Raw genomic sequence first — 18749 nt, 5'->3', positions numbered from 1 at the left:
ATTAGGTCATGACTTGGGGCGGGATTTGCGATTCCAGATACAATGGTCAGTACATTTGATTGCTTGCCAAACACCGGGCGCCAGATAAACGCGGTCTGTCGGCCAGACCGGATTTTCCAAGCCGGTGAAATTGACAAGTTACCTCAAATGGACGTGGGGGCCAAAACCTGAGCTGACCCGGGCACTTATCTGACCTTCCGGGGTATTGTTGGCGTCTGCAGGCCTTCATACACCTCAATCCAAACATCCACAGGTTGGTGTCTCGATCTCTCACGTCACTTCGCCGCGGCGAATGTGGCCGAAGGTCGGCGCCTCGGCATGGCAGGCGCCATCGTTCTCGAACTCCAGCGTCGAATGGCCGATGCCGAACTCGTGCGTGAGCATTGCCTTGACGTTGGCCTTGATCGTCTCGACGCGCGCCCACTGGTCCTCTGCCAGCACGATATGGGCATCGAGCGCGGGCGCATTCTCGTCCAACTGCCACAGGTGCACATGATGCACATCCTCGACCCCCTCGGCCGCGCGCAAGGCAGCGACGACCGCGGTCGGGTCCATGCCGTCGGGAATGCCCAGCATCAGCGTGCGCACGGGGCCAAGGAACTCCCGCGCCGCCAGCCCCAGGATGTAGAGCGCGATGCCGATGGTGATGACCGGATCAACCCAGGCCATGTCGTAGAGGATGATCAGCGCGCCGCCGACGATCACGGCAACCGAGGAGAGCGCGTCAGAAAGGTTGTGCAGGAACAGCGCGCGGATGTTCTGGCTGCCCTTCTGCATCGACCAGGTCAGCGCCGCCGTCAGTGCGTCGATGACGAGCGCGATGCCGGCCAGGATCACCACGGTCCAGCCCTGCACTTCCGGCGGCTCGAACAGGCGCATGACGCCTTCGTAGATCAGGTAGAGCCCGACGATGATCAGCGTGGTGTAGTTGATCAGCGCCGCGACGGTCTCGATCCGCCGATAGCCGAAGGTCATGCGCGCGTCCGCCGGGCGGCGGGCGATCTTGCGAGCCGCAAAGGCGATCAGAAGCGCGGCCATGTCCGAGAAATTGTGCAGCGCGTCGGCGATCAGTGCCAGGGACCCCGACAGGAGCCCGCCGACGATCTGCGCGACGGTCAGAAGCCCGTTGGCCCAGATCGCGACAGCGACGCGACGGTCGCCGCTTTTGGGATCAAGGTGGGCGTGGTCGTGGTGGTCGTGCGGCATCGCAAGGACTTTCCTTGAATCAACTCACCGGCAAGGTAATTCCTCCAGTCGTTGTAGGTTCAAGCGGCCTTTGGAAAAATGCTGCAAACCCGAACGGCTCATCGATCGACAGGCCCGCCCCCGACGGCATCGTGATCGGTCAGGCATTCGGTATGGTCCTTCAATACGTGCAGGACGCGACAATCGGCGGTCCTGCCGCCGCTGCATTCCTGCACCATCCGGGCAAGCTCTTGCTTCAACGCTTCCAGCCGGACGATGCGAAGTTCCACCTCCTGAAGCTGGCGCGCGGCGATCGCGTTGGCCTCGTCACAGGGGCGGTCCGGATTGTCGCTCAGATCCAGAAGCTCGCGGATCGCGTCGAGCGAGAACCCAAGTTGGCGCGCGTGGCGGATGAAGGACAGCCGGTCGAGTTCTGCATCGCCATAGCGCCGCTGGCCACCGGCCGTCCGGCCCGGCTCGGGCATCAGCCCGATCTGTTCATAGTACCGGATCGTTTGCACCTTGGTGCCGGTGCGTCTCGCCAGTTCGCCAATGCTTCTCACGGCGGCCTCCATGGTTCGAGTGGCCCGCTCTGCATCCAGTCATCATAACCGGATATGCGCGCAAAGCCCCGGTGCATTGTCGGTCAGCTCAAGTTGCCCGCCGTGCAGTCTCGCGATGGCAGCAACCAGGCTGAGGCCGAGCCCGGTTCCGGGGCGGTTTCGGCTGCGGTCGAGGCGGTAGAACCGCTGCGTGACCTTGTCGCGCTCCTGGGCCGGGATGCCGGGGCCATTGTCGCAAACCGACAGGCGCACCCGCCCGTTCTCCTGCGCCAGGCCAAAGTCGATCCGCGTGCCGGGCGGGGTGTGGCGCAACGCGTTGTCGATGAGGTTGACCAGGGCCTGCGAGACGAGTTCGGCATTCACCTCGGCCCTGACCGGGACCTGGGGAAGGCTCAGCTCCAGCCCGTGGCCGCTCTCTTCGGCCACGGGCAACAGCATCTCGTGCACGTCGCGGGCAATGTCGCGCAGATCGGCCGGGCAGGCCTCCAGCGCCATGTTGCCGGTCTCGATCTGCGACAATTGCAGGATGGCGTCGAAGCTGGCGGCGATGGCGTCGAGACTCTCGAGAGACGCGGCAATCGCGGCGCGGGTGTCTTCGGGCAGGCCGTCGCGCAGCGCCTGCGGCTGGAGCCGCAACCGTAGCCGTGTAAGCGGCGAACGCAAGTCGTGCGCTATGTCGGCCGAAACCTGGGCGAGACGCTCGACATTGGTTTGCAGCCGCTCGAGCATCCGGTTGAGGCCCGAAGCGACTTCCGACAGGTCATCCCCTGTGGCACGCGCATCTTCAAGGTAACGCGCGGCCAGGTCGCCCTGCGCCACCGATGCCAGGACACGGTTGATCTCGGCGACGCGGCGCGCGTCCCGCCGGCCGATGGCAAAGGCAAGCAGGACAGTTGCAACCAGCGCCACGCCCAGCCCCCAGGCGATCGACTGGACAAGCACCTCCTGGCTGTCGGTGATCCACTGGCTGTCGCGGGCGACCACCACCCAGCCAGCCGGGGTTCGAAGCCCCCAGGCGAAATAGATCTCGCCTTGCTGGTCGCCCGGATCGTGAGCGAGAACCATGTCGCGCCCGGCCTCAAGCTGGCGCGGACCGCTGAAGGGTTGGGAAAGCGCCATGTTCCCCACCGGGGCACTGCCAGCGGCAGGCACGAAGGCATAAAGCGTTCCGTGGTCTTCGCCGAAGGCGGCAATGGTGCCGATCTGACGGCGAAGCTCCTCGGGGCCGCCGCGGGACAACTCCGCCGCCAGAGCCTCGGCCTGCACCCGGGCATCGTCGTAAAGGCGCGAACGCAACTCGTCGCCCATCACGACCCATGCCACCACGCCTGCGACCACCGCCGAGACGACGAAGAGTGCAGAGAGGCTCAGCGCCATCTGCATCGCCGAGGGCAGCCTGAGGGCGCGCCACCCGCTCATGGCTGGAGCACGTAGCCCACGCCGTGAAGCGTTTGCAGGAGTGGCTTGTCGAATCGTTTGTCGATCTTCGATCGGAGGCGGCTGATATGGGTCTCGACCACGCTGGTCTTGGGGTCGAAATGAATGCCCCAAACCGCATCAAGCAGCATGGTGCGGGTCTGCACCCGGCCGGGACGTTCCATGAAATGTTTCAGCAGCAGGAATTCACGCGGCTGCAGGTCGATGCGCTGCCCGTCCCGCGTGACAGTGCGCGTGATCAGATCAAGATGCAGCGGGCCGACCGCAAGCTCGATGACCTCCTTCCGCTCCTTGGGGCGGCGGGCGATGGCGGCGATGCGCGCCGACAGTTCGGCCATGGCGAAGGGCTTGATGATATAATCGTCGGCCCCGGCGCCCAACCCATCGACCTTGTCGTTCACCGATCCCAGGGCGGTGAGAAAGATGACGGGCGCTTCGATCTTTGCCGACCGCAGCGATTTCACCAGCGACAGACCGTCGAGTTCCGGCATCATCCGGTCGACGATGAACAGATCGTAGTCGCTGGCCATCGCCTGCGCCAGCGCCTCGCGCCCGTTCAGGACATGATCGACGACATGGCCCTCGCCGGCCAGGCCCTTGCGGATCCAGTCGCCGGTTTCCTGATCGTCTTCTGCAAGAAGTATGCGCATGTCCTCTGCCCTGCCTTTCAAGAGAGATCTGTAGCGAAATGCGCCGGGCCGGCACAAGGCCGGCCCGACTCGTCCGTTTCGCGAAGGTCACCCTTCGTCGGATTCGTTCCCTTCGCCGTCGTGGTCGCCGTCAACGCCGCCGTTCTCGTGGTCGCCATCCTCGTCATCGAAGTTCGCGGCGAGCCCCTTGCCCAGCACGGCGCCGGTGTCCGCGTCGATCTTGACGATGGAAGGCTGGCCGTCGGCGCCGATCACCATTGCCTCGTAGACGCCCTTGCCGTTTTCGTCATTGAAGCCGATCGCGGCCAGGGTGCCCGGCACCTCGCGAAGCGCGATCTTGCCGGCTTCGTCCAGCTTCACCTTCGCGGCCTGGAACATCTGGGCCTCAGTCATGGCCGGGCTGTTGCCGGTGTTGGTTCCGGCCGCCATCGCCAGGCTGGCGCCCGAGATGCCGATGGCCGTCATGACGGTGGCGAGGATCAGTTTGCGTTGCATTGCTGCTCTCCTTTCGGTTTCCTGGGCACCGGTGTGGCGCCCGATGACCAACAAAATGGAGACCCGTTCCCGGGAAGGCCTGACCGTGCTCTTACAATCGCGTAATGAGGTTTACGGCCCCGCTCACAGATCCATGCTGTCGCTGGAGATGGCCCGTCTTGCGGCATTCAATGCGTCAAGTGCGCTGGCGGCGCGCTCTGGGTCGGCCGCCGAGACCGCGATCAGCAGGCCCTCCAGCAACGCCAGCGTGCCGGCGTGCATGCCAAAGCCTTCGGCGCGCCCGCGCGGCACGCGCAGCGTCATGCTCGCACGCGCGTCGGGCAGCCGGGTGCCGGCCGAGGTCACGAGCACGGAGAACAGGCCCAGAACCTCTGTCCGGTCGAACAGGGCACGCACTTCCGGGTAGGGCCGGTCGTAGGCCAGCGCCAGCACCATGTCGCCCTTGTCCACACCGACAAGATCGTCGGCGAACTGAAGCCCGGTGCGCATCAGCGCGCGGGCATCGACCCCCAGACGAACCAACTGCGCCGCCATGTAGCCCGCGATGAAGCCCGATGGCCCGATGCCGAACACATGGACCCGGCGCGCCGCGCCGATCTCCCTCGCCATCTGTGTGATTTGTTTGCGGTCGAGCCTCTCGATGGCGTCGAGCGACGCGCGCAGGGCTTCGGCGGCAACCGCAAGGGGCGTGCCCGCCTCGGCCCGTTCGACATCGCTTGCCATCCGTTCGGTCAGAGTGAGATCGCGGCGCAGATCTTCGGCCAGCGCTGTACGCAACGCGTCCAGGCCATCATATCCGAGCCTGCGGGCGGCGCGGATGACTGTCGCGTCGCTTGTGCCGACCGCGGCGGCGATCCGGGCGGCGGAGGCGTGAAGCGCCGTTTCGCGGTTCCGTGCAAGCCAGTCGAGGACCCGCGCCTCGACTGGCGAGGCCTTGGGCGTGAGGGCCGCGATACGGGTTGAGAGGCCGTCGCTTATCATGTTCACAACATAAGCGTTGTATTTGCAACACGCAAGCGGTATGAAACGCGTCGTCTGAGTCGTATACACGACGCAATCCAAGGAGAGCGCCATGCCCCCTGATTTCTGGACTGTCCTGTTTCCCGCAGTCACCGCGGCCTTCCTCGCCTCGATCGTCGAGGTGGTCGAGGCCTTCACCATCGTTCTGGCCGTTGCCACCACGCGCGGCTGGCGCCCGGCCATCGTCGGCACGGTCGCCGCGCTGGCCGTCCTGGGGCTGGTCGTTCTGATCTTGGGGCCAGCGCTGCAGTTCATCCCGATTCACATCCTGCAGCTCTTCGTAGGCATCCTTCTGCTGCTCTTCGGCATGGGCTGGCTGCGCAAGGCGGTCCTGCGCTCGGCCGGGGTTCTGCCGCTGCACGACGAGATCGAGGCCTTTGCAGAGGAAACCGCCGAGTTGCAGGCACAAGGTGGCTCTCCGCAAACGCTGCGATGGATCGCCGGCATCGCGGCCTTCAAGGCGGTCCTGCTGGAAGGACTGGAGGTCGCCTTCATCGTCGTCGCCGTGGGCGCCGGAAAGGGCCTGTTGTGGGAGGCCTCGCTTGGCGCGCTGGCCGCCTGCGCACTGGTGCTGATCGTCGGCGCGGCGGTGCACAAACCGCTGTCGCAGGTGCCCGAGAACACGCTCAAGTTCGGCGTCGGTGTGATGCTCTCGGCCTTCGGCGTCTTCTGGACCGGCGAGGGGATGGGCGTGGAATGGCCCGGCGCCGACCTGATCCTGTTGCCGCTTGCGGCGGTCTTCCTGCTGACCGGGATCGCCCTGGCCCGCGCCGCCCGCACCAGCTTTGAAAGGAGCCCGGCATGAATATCCTCGGTGACGTCTTCAAGGAGCTTTTCAAGATGTTCGTGGCCGACCTGCGCCTGACGATCGCCATTCTGGCCGGCATCGTCGCGGTGGCAGTCCTGCTGGGCCAAGGGGTCGTCGGCCCGGTGGCCGCTGGCCTTCTGCTGGCCGCGATCAGCATCGCGGTCCTTGGCGAGGCAGTTCTTCGCGAGACGCGTCGGCGCCGCAATAGATAGCCGGGGCATTACAGACCTGTAAGACCTTCGCAACAAACGCCGCGACTGTTAATCATAGATCAAAGCGGGGCCCCGGACGCGGATTCGGGGCCCCGTTTCGATTTCCAAGCGGGGGATCAGGAATGACAGCCGAAACCGACCCGGGTAGTGCTCCGACCCGCAGCCGCCTGGGCGGCCTGCGCCATGTCCTGCCGGTCGTTCTCGGCCTCGGGCTCTTCGGGCTTGGCGTCTATGCCCTCTACCACCTGTTGAAGCCGGTCAAGGCGGCCGACGTGATTGCGCAGGTGCGTGGCACGCCCTGGACGACGCTGCTGGCCGCCTTCGCTGCCACCGCCGCCGGCTATGTCGCGCTGATCGGCTATGACTGGTCGGCGCTCAGATACCTGGGCAAGAAGGTGCCCTTGCGCATCGTCGCGGTGGGCGGGTTTCTCGGCTACAGCTTCGGCAACACGATCGGCATCAGCGTCGTCTCGGGCGGTGCGGTGCGCTACCGCATCTATTCCGCCTTTGGTCTAAACGCCTTCGAGGTCGCCTCCGTCTCGACCTTCGTGGCGCTCGCCTTCGGCTTTGGCATAACGGTGATCGGCCTCGGCGCGCTTGCCATCCACCCTTACGCACTGGAGGGCGTGCTGCCCTTCGCGCCGGGCACGATCCGCGTCTGGGCGGGGCTTGCAGCGTTGGCGACCGTCGCCCTTCTGACCTGGCTTTCCGTGACTGGCGCGACGTTGCGCATCCACAAGGCCGAGATCTCGGCCCCCTCGCCCGGCATCCTGTTCGGACAGCTGGCCTTCACGCTGGTCGACACCGCGATGGCGGCGCTGACGCTCTATGTCCTGTTGCCTCACGGCGCACCGGATTTCCTGACCTTCCTCGCCATATTCGCTGCGGCCGCCATGGCGGGCGTGCTCAGCCACGTCCCTGGCGGTGTTGGCGTGTTCGAATCCGTCGTCATCGCAGCCATGCCTGCCAGCGTGCCGCTCGACCAGGTGGCGGCCGCGCTACTGCTTTACCGGCTGATTTACTACCTTGTGCCCTTCGCGCTTGCGCTCGCCGTGGTCGCGCTGAACGAGGCGCGGTTGGCAGGTGGCTTCGTCACGCGCCTCCTTGGCGAGGTGCCCGAGCCTTTGCGGCCGGTCATGCAATCGGCCACCTCCGCCGCCCCGGCGCTGGTCGGGGTCACGTCTTTTGCCCTTGGTGCCTATCTCTTGCTGATCGCACTGGTGCCGTCCGTTCAACCCGACGAGATCGACCCCAACGACCTTCTCGCCGCGATCCTTCTGGAAGGCGGCGCACTGCTGTCAGCGATACTGGGCGTCTTGCTGCTGATCCTCAGCCAGGGGCTGGCGCGGCGCATTTCCGGCGCCTTCTGGCTGACCGAGACGGCGCTGTCGGCCGGCGCCGCCGCGTCGCTTCTCAATGGCCTCGACATCGAGAGCGCGGCGCTCCTGCTCGGTGCCGCGACAATCCTTTGGCCCTTCAGGGCCGAGTTCAACCGCTCCGCCAAGCTGACGCGCGGCGTTCTCAGTCCCGGCTGGTCCATCCTCGTTGCCGGCATCGTGGTCAGCGCCGGGGCCTTCTTCTTCTTCATGCACGCGGCTACGCCCTACACCAATTCGCTGTGGACCGAGTTCTCGGGCGCGGCCAACACACCGCGCGCGCTTCGGGCGGGTCTGGCCGGTTCGGCGGTGCTTCTGGTGGCGACTGTCTGGCTGGCGATCCAGCCGGCCCGCACCCATACCCGCCTGCCCGACCCGGCAGCACTGGACAAGGCCCGTGCCATCGCCCTTTCGCAGAACGACCCCGAGGCCTGCATCGCGCTCTCGGGCGACAAGTCGCTGTTCTTCGACGACACGGGTACGGCCTTCATCATGTATGGCGTGAAGGGCAAGAGCTGGGTCGCCTACGCCGACCCCGTGGGCCCAAAAGAGGCCATCGAAGACCTCGCATGGGCCTTCTGGGACGAAGCATGGGAGCATGCCGCGCGCCCGGTTCTCTACGAGGTCAGCGAGCGCTACCTGTCGCTCTGGATCGAGATGGGGTTTTCCTTGCAGAAGATCGGCGAGGAGGCGGTGGTGCACCTGCCCGACTGGTCACTCGCGGGCGGCAAGTTCAAGAAGATGCGGGCCGCCCACAACAAGGCGCTGAAGGAAGGGCTGGAGTTCGCCATCCTCCCGCCGCCCCACGACGACGCACTGATCGCCGAACTGAAGACGATCTCGGATGCCTGGCTGGGCGACAAGGTCGGCCGCGAGAAAGGCTTTTCCGTGGGCCGCTTCGACCCCGCCTATCTGCAGAACTTCCCCGTCGCAGTGGTCCGGCGCGAGGGCCGCACGCTGGCCTTCGCCAACGTGCTGGCGCCGGGCGACGGCGCGCGGGTGTCGATCGACCTGATGCGCTACCTGCCCGAGGAAGCCTCGGGGATGATGGAATTCCTGTTCATCGAACTGATGGAGCACTACCACGATGCGGGTGCGCGGGAGTTCAGCCTCGGCATGGCGCCGCTGGCGGGCCTTGAGGCGCGGCGCGGGGCGCGGCTGTGGAACCGCTTCGGCGCGATCCTCTTCCGCCATGGCAGTGCCTTCTACAACTTCGAGGGCCTGCGCGCCTACAAGAACAAGTTCGATCCCGAATGGCGGCCGCGCTTCGTGGCCGTCCCACCGGGGGTCACGCCGCTCGCCGCGCTCAAGGATGCAGCGCTGCTGATCGCCGGCGGCGCGCGCGGCATCATCGGAAGATAGCGACGCCATATGCACAGGTCAGGTCAACACGTATCCTTCTGGTCCGCCGTCGCCATGGGTGTCGGTGCGATGGTGGGGGCCGGCATCTTCGCACTTCTTGGCGCTGCGGGTGCCATTGCCGGCAGCGCGGTGTGGGTTTCCTTCGTGATCGGCGGCCTGATCGCGCTGCTGTCGGGCTATTCCTTCGGCCGGCTCGGTGCCCGCTACCCTGCCGCCGGCGGGTTGGTCGAATACCTGGTGCAAGCTTACGGAGTGGGCCGGTTTTCCGGCACCATGAGCGTTACGATGTATCTGGGCGCGCTGGTGGCTGTGTCGCTGGTGGCGCGCACCTTCGGCACTTATGCGGTGGCGCTCATACCTGTCGGCACACCGCAGATTATGGTGTCCGTTTTGGCGGCCCTTGTGATTCTCGCCTTCATGGTCATCAATCTCGGCGGTGCGAAGGCCATGGCGCGGGCAGAAAACATCGTCGTTCTGATCAAGATGTCGGTTCTTGTTGCTTTCGCAGCCGTCGGGCTGGTTTTTGTCGATCCGGCGCAACTGGCGCCGGCGAGCTATCCACCTGCCCCGATGATCCTCTATAGCGTCGCCATCACTTTCTTTGCCTACGAGGGCTTCCGCGTCATCACCAACGCCGCCGAGGACATGGCCGATCCGGCGCGTACCCTGCCGCGCGCGATCATGACGGCGATCGGACTGGTCATGGTGATCTATGTAGCGCTCGCCATTGCCGTCTTCGGCAACCTGCCACCTGACAAGGTGGTCGCTGCGCGGGATTATGCGCTGGCAGAGGCGGCGCGCCCGGTCTTTGGTCAGGCCGGGTTCATCATCGTCGCTGTCGCCGCGCTGTTTTCAACCGCCTCGGCAATCAACGCTGCGCTATATGCCGTGACCAACGTGACCTACGAAATGGCTCGCAAGGGAGAGCTTCCTGCGATCTTCGGCGAGCCCATTGGCCACAGTCGCGAGGGATTGATCGTCAGCTCCGCCACCATCGTTCTGCTGGCCGTGCTTTTCGACCTGTCGGCCATCGCCGTGATCGGCGCGCTGACGATGCTGTTCATCCACATGGTGACCCATATCGGGCATCTGCGGCTTCTGGACCAGACCGGCGCATCGCGTGGCCTCATCTGGCTGGCGGTGCTGGCCAACGCCGCGGCGGTGGCGCTTGGCGGCTGGCATCTGAGCACCACAAATCCGGGATTGCTGTTGTGGATTGTCGGCTTTATTGCGCTGTCTTTCATCGTTGAAACGGGACTGCACGCCGTGACCGGCCGCAAGGTTACCGCGCGGACACCGGGCCAGCAGACGACCGGGAATTAACGAAAGAAGGCCTATCCGGGATGCCCCACACGCTTGATCAGATCCTGCCCTCGCTGGAAGCGCTTGGACTGTGGTCCTACTGGATCATCGGCCTGGCCTCGATGCTGGAGGCGTTCTTCGCGACCGGCGTCTTCGTGCCTGGCACGCTCGTCGTCGATGCTGGCGGGATCCTGGTGCAGCAGGGTGCGATCGACTTCTTCGATCTTGCCTGGTTCGTGGCCATCGGCTCGATCCTCGGCGGCGAGATCGGCTACTGGGCGGGCGTCTGGGCGCGGCGCGGAATGAACACCCGCTGGAAGCCCGAAAATTCGCCGAGCTATCAGAAAGCAGAACGGCTGTTTCGGCGCCACGGCGGCCTTGCGCTGGTGATCGGGCGCTTCCTTGGCCCTGTCTCGGGGCTGGTGCCCTTTGCCGCCGCCGTCGCCGGGATGGAGCGACGACGATTCCTGATCTGGAACATCGCCTCGGGCTTTCCCTATGCGCTGGGGCACGTCGCCTTCGGCTATTTTCTCGGCGACGTCATAACCCGCATCGGCCCGATCGCCACGCGGCTTGCGATCTTCGCCGGCGCGGTTCTGCTGCTGCTGGCCGTGCTTTGGTGGCTCATCATCCGTATCGAGCGGATGCTGCCATTCGTACTGTCGATCCTGCGTTCCATCGCGCAGGCCATCACGACGAACCCTGATGTAGCGGCCTGGAGCGCACGCCACCCCAGGTTGGCCGGCTTCATTGCCCATCGCTTTGATGCCTCGCGCGCCTCGGGGTTAATGGCGACGCTTCTGGGCGGCGCGATCCTTTATGTGCTGATCATCTGGGCTGGCTCGGCGCTCGACTTCCTGATGGCCGAGCCGATCGTGCAGGCCGACGTGCGACTGGCCAACCTGATCCACGCCTTCTGGACGCCCTGGCTTCTGAAGACCGCCGCTCATGTCACCGCACTCGGCGACAGGCGCGTGGTGGCAGCCCTGATGGCGTCCGCATTGGTTCTCTTGTGGCTGCGCCGCCGGGCCGACTTGTCGCTGGGAGTTGCGGCCTCGGTCGCCGGCAACGTGGTGACCGTGGCGCTGTTGAAACGCATATTCGATCGCCCCCGCCCGGAACTGGCATATTTCGTCGAGACATCCGGCAGCTTCCCCTCCGGTCACGCTGCCATCTCGGTAGCCTTCTACGGGATGCTGTTCTTCGTCGCCTGGCGGCTTGGGCGCCTTGGACCGGTCATGGCGGCGCTTCTGGCCGCAACGCTGGCCTTCGCGATCGGGCTCAGCCGGCTCTACCTGATCGAGCACTACCTGACCGATGTGCTGAACGGCTGGCTGGTCGGCGCGCTCTGGCTGCTGATCGGCATCGCGTTGGCCGAATGGTGGCGCGAGACGCGCGGCAGCGTGGCCTCACCCATATCGGGAGCAATGCGCGCCGGGGGTATCGGGCTGGCGGTCGTGCTCGTTCTCTTCGCCGGCTGGCAGGTTGCCGCCTATGACAAGGCGCGCAACGTGGTGGCGGCGCAGACTGCCGAAGAGACCGTCGCTGACATCGCCAGCCTGTTCACCGCGGGCAAGGCGCCGAACACGACCGAGTCGATCATCGGCACGCCGCTGGAACCGGTGAACGTGATCGTCCTCGCCCGCGACGAGGCGGCGCTGAAGGCCGCGATGGCGAGCGCCGGATGGACACCGGCCGAAAAGCCGACGCTCGGCACGCTGGGCCGCGCCGGATGGGCGCTGGTGACGGGGCTCGAGGACGACACCGCCCCCGTCACGCCCTACTTCTGGCGCGGCCAGCCCAACGACATCGCGTTCCAGAAGCCCACCGCCGACAAGACCCTCCGGAAGCGCCACCATGTCCGCTTCTGGCGCTCTTACTTCGTCACGCGCGCGGGCCTGCGCCTGTTCGTCGGGGCCGCGAGCTTCGACGACGGGCTCGACTGGCAGCTTCTCCACCACATCGACCCCAACGTCGATGCCGAACGCGACAACCTTGTAACCGACCTTCGGAACGCCGGCGTCGTCGCAACGCCCGAGATGCTGCAACTCTCGAAGGCGCGGCTGGGCACATCCGTCGCCGGAGACCCTTGGTTCACCGATGGAAAGGCAGCGGTGGTCACGCTGAAGTGAAGGGCGCCCGCCTGCAGGGGAAACCGCGGGCGGACGCCGTTCACATTCACTTCACCGTCAGTACGGTCCACATGCCCGCCCCGTAGTGAGCCGGAATGTTGCAATAGAGGATGTACTGGCCGGGCTTGAGGTCGAGCGTCAGGCCACCCTTCTGACCGGGGTCGAGCTCGGCCACCTCGCCGAGGTGCCCGGCATCGTCCTCGATCACCTTGTCGAGGTCGGCGTCATAGGGAAGCGGCTTGCCCGTCTCCTTGATCGGCGAGACCACCATTTCGTGGATCATGTCCTTGCTGTCGTTCGTCACCTTGAAGGCGACATGACCTGCGGTGACTTCGGCCTGGCTGACCTTGATCCCCATGTTCGCCTTCGACATGTCACCGCCCATGCCGTAGCCGAGACCGGTCGGTGTATCCTTGTTCGGGTCGTCCCAGAGCGAAACGTCGATCACGGTCTCGCCAGCGGCGGCTGCCGGAAGTGCGGCGAGCGCCGGGGCGGCCGTGGCTGCCACGACCAGGAAGTTTCGTCTTGTGAGTATCATCTTGATCTCCATCGCATAATTGGTGCGAGACTGGCTTACTCCCATTGGCTCTCGGCAGGATTGATCTCGATCAACGATCTTCCCGAGTTTGGCCTACTGCCCGATTAAACTTTTGTAAGATTGCCATCGGCGCTCTCGCCTTGGGTCTGCCTCCCGGCGCCGGAGCGAGTAGCAACGCGTTCGGGGAGGTGGAGCAGGTCGAATACACGATCGGAAATCGCCAGGATAGCTTCGGTCAGAGCCACCGCGGGACGCGTGCGGTCAAGGGCACGCAGGATCATGACCGCCAAAGCCGCCACGGCGAGCGAACCCGCCATGTCGAGCGGCCAGTGAACACCAAGCCAGACGCGCGCCCAGGCGACCGCAATGGCTGCGCACAGGGCAAGCGACCACCAGATGCGCCGTGCGCCGAAGGCCATCAGCCCGAAGGCCACGGCGAAGAGCACCGTCGCGTGGTCAGAAGGAAACGACGTCTCCGCTGCGTGCGGCAAGAGCTGATGGCCCACGCCCAACTCGAAGGGTCGTGGGTGATACCAGAGCGCCGCGATGGTGAAGTTGACCGCCAACGCAACCACCGCTGCCATCCCGGTGCGTATGATCGCAACCCGCCCGGCGCGGCCGCTCCGCAGATAGCCGAGCACAAAACCGATCGCGACGAGCCAGATCAGCCATTCGGCGGCGAGGCGGTCAACGCCCAGTTGCAGAAATCCCGGGCTGGCGGGCCCATTGAGCCAGGAAAACAGGATGAGATTGAGATGATCCATGAAGGGTACATATGTCGGAAATGTGGGCGCAACAAACAAGAGATGTTGCAAAGGATCGCCGCCGGTTTCCCGGCGACGATCCGCCCGCACACGCCGTGAGTGGTGCCGCGGGCTCTCCGGCCGCATTTTCGATGCGGCCGGAGTATGTGACGCCTCAGTCCGCCTGTTCGGCGCCGCCGGCATCCTTCTGGATCTCGACCGTCACCGGCTGGTAGCCGTCGGCCTTGACCTCGACGGTGAAGGTCTTGGCGTTCTGGCTGGTGAGGTAGATCGAATTCGGGTTGGCGCGGAAGTGACCGGCCATGCCGCTGTCGTCGAAGTTAATGCGGGCATCCCCACCGGCAGGCACAGAGAAGCCATCGAGCACCTTGTAGTAGGCTTCGGTATCGCCGGTGTCCTTGTCCTTGATCGTGTAGTAGACCGAGAACCCGGTCAGATCGGTCGCGCCGGAATTGACCAGTTGCAGTTCCAGGTGGTCGGGTGCGTCCTTGCGCGCGGCGGGGTCGTAGTTGTCCTCGACCAGCGCTTCCTTGATCTTGAACGGTGCCGGGCCGCCATCCGCCTTGATCTGATTGTCGGCAAAGACCGGCTTGGGGTCTTTCAGGTCGTTCATCCCGTCGCCGTCGGTATCGGCATTCAGCGGATCGGTATGAATCAGCGGCTCGGCGGTATCAGGCACGCCATCTCCATCGGTGTCCTGAGCAGCGAAGGCAGGCGCCGCCGCCGAGAGGGTGAACGCGGTCAGAACCGCAATCATCGAGGTTTTGGTCAGGGTGGTCATCGTCAATTACTCCTTGGTGAGACGATTGGCATTGATCGGGCGGGCGATCATGAGAACTGCCAGTCCGAGGGAGGTGAGGAAAATCCAGAGGAAGTCGCCCTGCTTCTCGACCAGGATCGGGCCGAGGGCCTTGCCGGTGTAGGTGTCCTTGATCCCCAGCACGGCGAAGGAGAACCGCTCGAAGTGCTTGGTGATCGATGCCGCCTCGATGCCGTTCCGGACGGTCTCGAAGGTCGCGTAGCCGGCCTTGATGCGGTCCTGCTCGGCCTTGGGTACCTGCAACTGCTTGAACACACCGCCGGCCACTTGGTTGTCGGGGTCCAGCGTGTCGCCGATCTGCGGCGCGACCAGCACCACCAGGAGCCAGACGGCGAACGAAATCAGCAGCGCGTTTGCGGGCCGCTTCATCCAGAGGGTGAGGATGAAGGTGAGGCCGTAAAAAACCATCACATAGGCCGAAGCGACTAACCAGACGATCCCGATGCGGCTGAGATCTCCAAGTCCCAGGCCGACGCCGGACGATAGCTGCAGTGCCAGCGCGGCCAGCGCGAAAACCGCCAGCAGGCCGGTCGACAACAGCACCAGCCCGGCGACATACTTTCCGGCCAGGAACTGCCATCCCTTCACGGGCCGGGTCATGATCAGCGCCAGCGTCTGGCGACCGCGCTCGGAGACCGCGGCGCGGAAGCCGGCGAGGATGCCGAGCACGGCGCCGATGATCTCGAACTGCTCGATCGCGCCCCGCAGGAGCTTCAGCGGGTAGAACTCCGGCGCGGCGATACTGTCCAGCGACTTGCCGAGCGCCAGCAACGTCGCCTTGGCGTCGTTGTATGTGGCCACGTCGGTCGACAGCGCGACGGCACCGGTGATCAACGAGGTCAGAGCAGCCAGCGCGATGAAGCCGGTGACGATCAGGATGAACCGGTCCCGCCGGGCATCCGCGATGTCCTTTCCCGCGATGGTGCGGACAGGATGGTTGGTAAAGTCAGACATCGTAGTCTCCCCGGGTGAAGTCCATGACCCCGACCGAGTGCACCGCAAAGGCGGCCGCCAGGATCAGCGCCAGCAAGAAATCCGGCAGCGGCGGAACCATGGAACCTGTCACGGCGGTCGCAGGCAGATAGTCCAGAAGGTCGGCTGACAGCCACTTGAAGCTTTCCGCCACCGAGAACGGCCCGATCAGCCAGCCGGTCCAGTGAAAGAATGTCGTGTCCGGCGGCGGCGCCAGGGCCGAGATCGGGTTGATGGCTGCGGTGGGGTGGATGTTGCCGGTCAGCGACGGAAGGATGAAGGTCACCGTCAGCCACGCGGTCACCGGCACCAGCAGCCCCACCGATTCCGATTTTGTCCGTGCGGCGGTGCCCAGGGCCAGGAGCCCGAACATCACCATGTAGCCATAGGCCAGCACGAAGAAGAGTAAGAGCTTGCCCCAGCCCGCTGCCGAAAGGCTCACCTGCGGCAGGATCAGGAAGGTGGCCGTGGCGATCACGGCCGCCACGCTCATCAGCGCGCCATTGGCCGCCAGCAGCGCCGCGATCTTGCCGCGCAGATACTCCCCGCGCTCCAGCGGCCGCGCTCCGATCAGCGGCACAACACCCGATTTGCGATCCGCCGCGATCAGCTGATAGCCGATCACGATCGCCGCCAGCGCGCCGATGAGGCTGACATAGATCGACATGTTCCGCATCAGCGACAGGGGCGAGATGTCATGCACCGGGTTCGGCGGAATCGGCTGACCCTGTGCGGTCAGGTAGACCACCGCGTCGTTGTAGATCGAATTGACAGTGCTCGTCGCGGACCAGCCCAGATAGGCCGAGACCATGACCAGCACCACGAAGAGCGCCGCCAGAAGCGCCACGGTTCGTTCGCGAAAGATGTAGAGAAGCGACTGGCGCGCAACCGCCCGGTCGGGCGGCATGGCGTGGGTGGCGAGGGCGGTCATCACGCGGCCTCCCCCTTGGCATTGACGGGAACGACCGACAGGTAAAGCTCTTCCAACGCCTCCTCGTCGCCATAGCGTTTCATCACCACGTCGATGGAATCGTGGAACACCAGCCGTCCGTGGTTCAGCACACCGATCGAGGTGCAACTCTTGGCGATCTCCGACAGAAGGTGCGTGTTCATGAAGATCGTCATGCCCCACTCGCGGTTGAGCCGGCCGATGAGGTCGCGCAGCATCTTCATGCCCATCGGATCGAGCCCCGAGGACGGCTCGTCCAGGAACAGGATGCCGGGGCGGTGCAGGATCGCCTGGGCAAGCCCCACCCGCTGGCGCATGCCCTTGGAAAACGTGCCGACCCGACGGTCGGCAAGCTCCTCGATGGACAGGAAGTCGAGCACCTCGGCGATGCGGTCCGATGCGTCCTCGACGCCGGAAAGCCGGGCGAAGAAGGTCAGGTTCTCGCGCGTCGTCAGCGTGTCGTAGAGGCGCACGTTTTCGGGCACGTAGCCGATCTCGCGCCGAACGCCCAAGGGGTCTGTCACGATGTCGTGGCCCGCGACCCGTGCGCTGCCCGAAGCGGGCCGTGCGAGCGTTGTGAGCATGTGGATTGTGGTGGTCTTGCCCGCGCCGTTGTGGCCGAGAAAGCCGAACACCTCGCCCTCTGCGACGGTGAGGTTCAGATCCTCGACCGCCCGGAAGTCGCCGAAGCGCTGGCTCAGCCCGCGGGTCTCGATCGCTGGTTGCGTCATGGTTTCTGTCCCGATTGCGGGGCGGCAAAATTCCGCCTCACCCGGAGACATGACGATGTAATCCCGGATATTCCTTGGCTGCTTCTTACAGATTGGTAAGCCGTTCAGGTGCGGTCGCCGACCTTTCGATAAAAGGGCCGTTACGCCGGGGGCAAGTCTCGATTACCTCGCGAACATCCAATGCACAGGCGGCCCCGAAACGGGCAATACCGCGCAACTCCGCACGCGTTTTTAGGCGCCGTTGCGGCCGTCCAGGAGCAAGGAAAGGTTCCGCTTGAGCCGCTCGCGCTCGGGCTCGGCGGCTGCGAGGATTTCCCGGATCTTCAGGAATTCATGCGCGCCGAACCGGTCGGTCGCCGGCACGATCATCACGTCCGGCCGAGCGGTCTGCGCCTTCAGCCGCGTGATTTCACGTTGCATGATCTGGGTGCCGCCAATGATCAACTCCGTCGCGCCGGGGGCTTTCCCGTCTTCGTTCTCTACCGCCTTGCCGGTGACGTCGACCGCGATCAGCAATTCGCAGCCCCGCTCTCGGACGTGATCCATGGGCACCGGGTTGGTATAGGCTCCGTCGATCATCACCCGACCGTTCAGGCGCGGGGCCTCGATCACACCGGGAATGGCGATCGAGGCCGCCACGGCCTGTTCCATTTCGCCCGTATCTATCGTGACTTCCCGGCCCGCGTAGAAGTCGGTCGAGCTGACCGCAAAGGGAATCTCGGTATCCTCGACGCGCCTGGCCAGACCCGGCGGCGACACAAGCCGAACCAGCCCGAGCCCGTTCAGCGAAACGCCGAGAAACAGTCCCAGATTTATCGGCCGCACCTTTTCCTCGCGCTCGCCCGGCCAGAACAGCCGGCGCGCCGCCGCACTCGGTGAGCCGAGAACCGAAAGCGCGTGTTCGCGGATCTCGCCCCCGGTCAGGCCCGAGGCATATGCCGCGCCGAGCAAGGCACCGATCGAACAGCCGGCGATGAAGGATGGCTTGACCCCCAGTTCGTCCAGCGCCTCCAGAACCACGATATGCGCCAGTCCGCGTGCCGCTCCCCCGCCGAGAGCGAGACCGATGGAAGGTGTTGTCAAACCTGCAGCGGCCATTTGCGTTCCTGCCTGTTGCGGTCCGGCATTTTGAATTTTCTCCTTGTCGGGACACGATAGTCAGCCGAAGTTGCAGAACCTTACACACGCTTTTCCGCGATCGCGATGCCCGCAGTCACGATTGACTGCCGCGCCCGGCAAACCCTCGATCCGTCGCGATGAACCGCTCGAGCATGGGAACCACCAGCTTTGCCGGTTCGATCGGTCCCTGTCCGGCTTCCTGACCGAGGATTTCACCATAGGCGATCAGGTCGCGATGCAACTCTGCGGGCAGTTCCACGGTCAGCTTCACCGGCTTGTCGTCCGGGATCGGCCCGAGTTTCAGCTTGGTCATG

19 protein-coding genes are annotated in these 18749 nt (G+C 65.0%); 5 read left to right on the top strand and 14 right to left on the bottom strand.

The window, feature by feature from the left end:
• Window positions 1–270: 270 nt before the first annotated feature.
• The 6 genes from TP2_RS04925 to TP2_RS04900 form a co-directional block, all read right to left on the bottom strand.
• On the bottom strand, window positions 271–1206 hold the full coding sequence (locus TP2_RS04925) for a cation diffusion facilitator family transporter (RefSeq protein ID WP_038074261.1): 936 nt from the start codon (window positions 1204–1206) through the stop codon (window positions 271–273).
• 98 nt (window positions 1207–1304) lie between these two features.
• A complete protein-coding gene (locus tag TP2_RS04920; RefSeq protein ID WP_038074334.1) occupies window positions 1305–1748 on the bottom strand; it encodes a MerR family transcriptional regulator in 444 nt (147 codons plus the stop codon).
• Between the two features lie 42 nt (window positions 1749–1790).
• Window positions 1791–3167, bottom strand: coding sequence for a sensor histidine kinase (locus TP2_RS04915; RefSeq protein WP_038074259.1), 1377 nt, complete (start codon window positions 3165–3167; stop codon window positions 1791–1793).
• Window positions 3164–3835, bottom strand: a complete 672-nt coding sequence (locus TP2_RS04910; RefSeq protein WP_038074256.1) for a response regulator transcription factor — start codon at window positions 3833–3835, stop codon at window positions 3164–3166. Before TP2_RS04910 ends, TP2_RS04915 begins: the two co-directional genes overlap by 4 nt.
• 87 nt (window positions 3836–3922) lie before the next feature.
• Window positions 3923–4330, bottom strand: coding sequence for a PepSY domain-containing protein (locus tag TP2_RS17890; protein ID WP_051692193.1), 408 nt, complete (start codon window positions 4328–4330; stop codon window positions 3923–3925).
• A 123-nt stretch (window positions 4331–4453) separates the two neighbouring features.
• Window positions 4454–5404: a MurR/RpiR family transcriptional regulator gene (locus TP2_RS04900; RefSeq protein ID WP_051692192.1), complete on the bottom strand. Its 951-nt coding sequence runs from the start codon at window positions 5402–5404 to the stop codon at window positions 4454–4456.
• Between TP2_RS04900 and TP2_RS04895 the strand changes: the two genes are divergently transcribed.
• From TP2_RS04895 to TP2_RS04875, 5 genes are all read left to right on the top strand, one after another.
• Entirely contained in the window at window positions 5403–6155 is a 753-nt protein-coding gene (locus TP2_RS04895) for a COG4280 domain-containing protein (protein ID WP_051692191.1), read from the top strand. The two genes, TP2_RS04900 and TP2_RS04895, sit on opposite strands and share 2 nt — an antisense overlap.
• Window positions 6152–6370 (top strand): hypothetical protein, encoded by a 219-nt coding sequence (locus TP2_RS04890; protein WP_038074254.1) that lies wholly within the window; start codon window positions 6152–6154, stop codon window positions 6368–6370. Before TP2_RS04895 ends, TP2_RS04890 begins: the two co-directional genes overlap by 4 nt.
• Window positions 6371–6492: 122 nt before the next feature.
• Window positions 6493–9108, top strand: coding sequence for a bifunctional lysylphosphatidylglycerol flippase/synthetase MprF (gene mprF, locus TP2_RS04885; protein WP_051692190.1), 2616 nt, complete (start codon window positions 6493–6495; stop codon window positions 9106–9108).
• A gap of 9 nt (window positions 9109–9117) precedes the next feature.
• Window positions 9118–10431, top strand: a complete 1314-nt coding sequence (locus TP2_RS04880) for an APC family permease (RefSeq protein WP_038074251.1) — start codon at window positions 9118–9120, stop codon at window positions 10429–10431.
• A 20-nt stretch (window positions 10432–10451) separates the two neighbouring features.
• Window positions 10452–12542, top strand: coding sequence for an LssY C-terminal domain-containing protein (locus TP2_RS04875; RefSeq protein WP_038074249.1), 2091 nt, complete (start codon window positions 10452–10454; stop codon window positions 12540–12542).
• Window positions 12543–12588: 46 nt separating this feature from the next.
• On the opposite strand, the gene TP2_RS04870 is transcribed toward TP2_RS04875, so the two are convergent.
• The 8 genes from TP2_RS04870 to TP2_RS04835 form a co-directional block, all read right to left on the bottom strand.
• Window positions 12589–13080 carry a plastocyanin/azurin family copper-binding protein gene (locus TP2_RS04870; RefSeq protein WP_084713969.1) on the bottom strand — a complete coding sequence of 164 codons (492 nt, stop codon included), beginning with the start codon at window positions 13078–13080 and terminating at the stop codon, window positions 12589–12591.
• Window positions 13081–13184: 104 nt separating this feature from the next.
• On the bottom strand, window positions 13185–13844 hold the full coding sequence (locus TP2_RS04865; protein ID WP_051692188.1) for an undecaprenyl-diphosphatase: 660 nt from the start codon (window positions 13842–13844) through the stop codon (window positions 13185–13187).
• A gap of 154 nt (window positions 13845–13998) precedes the next feature.
• Window positions 13999–14625 carry a hypothetical protein gene (locus TP2_RS18795; RefSeq protein ID WP_206198315.1) on the bottom strand — a complete coding sequence of 209 codons (627 nt, stop codon included), beginning with the start codon at window positions 14623–14625 and terminating at the stop codon, window positions 13999–14001.
• Window positions 14626–14631: 6 nt separating this feature from the next.
• Window positions 14632–15618, bottom strand: coding sequence for an ABC transporter permease (locus TP2_RS04855; protein WP_038074247.1), 987 nt, complete (start codon window positions 15616–15618; stop codon window positions 14632–14634).
• Window positions 15611–16567 carry an ABC transporter permease gene (locus TP2_RS04850; protein ID WP_038074244.1) on the bottom strand — a complete coding sequence of 319 codons (957 nt, stop codon included), beginning with the start codon at window positions 16565–16567 and terminating at the stop codon, window positions 15611–15613. Before TP2_RS04850 ends, TP2_RS04855 begins: the two co-directional genes overlap by 8 nt.
• On the bottom strand, window positions 16567–17316 hold the full coding sequence (locus TP2_RS04845) for an ABC transporter ATP-binding protein (protein ID WP_038074242.1): 750 nt from the start codon (window positions 17314–17316) through the stop codon (window positions 16567–16569). Before TP2_RS04845 ends, TP2_RS04850 begins: the two co-directional genes overlap by 1 nt.
• Before the next feature lie 231 nt (window positions 17317–17547).
• Window positions 17548–18414 (bottom strand): patatin-like phospholipase family protein, encoded by an 867-nt coding sequence (locus TP2_RS04840; protein ID WP_038074239.1) that lies wholly within the window; start codon window positions 18412–18414, stop codon window positions 17548–17550.
• 115 nt (window positions 18415–18529) lie between these two features.
• Window positions 18530–18748, bottom strand: a complete 219-nt coding sequence (locus TP2_RS04835; RefSeq protein ID WP_038074236.1) for a DUF2274 domain-containing protein — start codon at window positions 18746–18748, stop codon at window positions 18530–18532.
• Window position 18749 lies beyond the last annotated feature (1 nt).

This window comes from Thioclava pacifica DSM 10166 (assembly GCF_000714535.1).
In the GTDB taxonomy this organism is placed as follows: Bacteria; Pseudomonadota; Alphaproteobacteria; order Rhodobacterales; family Rhodobacteraceae; genus Thioclava; species Thioclava pacifica.
Note: the sequence above shows the minus strand (reverse complement) of the source record. Positions and strands in the feature narration are given on the sequence as shown.

Coding starts and splice junctions, on each gene's coding strand:
- mprF (WP_051692190.1), top strand. CDS start 6,493: ATGACAGCCGAAACCGACCCGGGTAGTGCTCCGACCCGCAGCCGCCTG.
- TP2_RS04865 (WP_051692188.1), bottom strand. CDS start 13,844: ATGGATCATCTCAATCTCATCCTGTTTTCCTGGCTCAATGGGCCCGCC.
- TP2_RS04890 (WP_038074254.1), top strand. CDS start 6,152: ATGAATATCCTCGGTGACGTCTTCAAGGAGCTTTTCAAGATGTTCGTG.
- TP2_RS04915 (WP_038074259.1), bottom strand. CDS start 3,167: ATGAGCGGGTGGCGCGCCCTCAGGCTGCCCTCGGCGATGCAGATGGCG.
- TP2_RS04870 (WP_084713969.1), bottom strand. CDS start 13,080: ATGATACTCACAAGACGAAACTTCCTGGTCGTGGCAGCCACGGCCGCC.
- TP2_RS04835 (WP_038074236.1), bottom strand. CDS start 18,748: ATGACCAAGCTGAAACTCGGGCCGATCCCGGACGACAAGCCGGTGAAG.
- TP2_RS04845 (WP_038074242.1), bottom strand. CDS start 17,316: ATGACGCAACCAGCGATCGAGACCCGCGGGCTGAGCCAGCGCTTCGGC.
- TP2_RS04895 (WP_051692191.1), top strand. CDS start 5,403: ATGCCCCCTGATTTCTGGACTGTCCTGTTTCCCGCAGTCACCGCGGCC.
- TP2_RS04880 (WP_038074251.1), top strand. CDS start 9,118: ATGCACAGGTCAGGTCAACACGTATCCTTCTGGTCCGCCGTCGCCATG.
- TP2_RS04855 (WP_038074247.1), bottom strand. CDS start 15,618: ATGTCTGACTTTACCAACCATCCTGTCCGCACCATCGCGGGAAAGGAC.
- TP2_RS04850 (WP_038074244.1), bottom strand. CDS start 16,567: ATGACCGCCCTCGCCACCCACGCCATGCCGCCCGACCGGGCGGTTGCG.
- TP2_RS04875 (WP_038074249.1), top strand. CDS start 10,452: ATGCCCCACACGCTTGATCAGATCCTGCCCTCGCTGGAAGCGCTTGGA.
- TP2_RS04910 (WP_038074256.1), bottom strand. CDS start 3,835: ATGCGCATACTTCTTGCAGAAGACGATCAGGAAACCGGCGACTGGATC.
- TP2_RS04925 (WP_038074261.1), bottom strand. CDS start 1,206: ATGCCGCACGACCACCACGACCACGCCCACCTTGATCCCAAAAGCGGC.
- TP2_RS18795 (WP_206198315.1), bottom strand. CDS start 14,625: ATGACCACCCTGACCAAAACCTCGATGATTGCGGTTCTGACCGCGTTC.
- TP2_RS04900 (WP_051692192.1), bottom strand. CDS start 5,404: ATGGCGCTCTCCTTGGATTGCGTCGTGTATACGACTCAGACGACGCGT.
- TP2_RS17890 (WP_051692193.1), bottom strand. CDS start 4,330: ATGCAACGCAAACTGATCCTCGCCACCGTCATGACGGCCATCGGCATC.
- TP2_RS04840 (WP_038074239.1), bottom strand. CDS start 18,414: ATGGCCGCTGCAGGTTTGACAACACCTTCCATCGGTCTCGCTCTCGGC.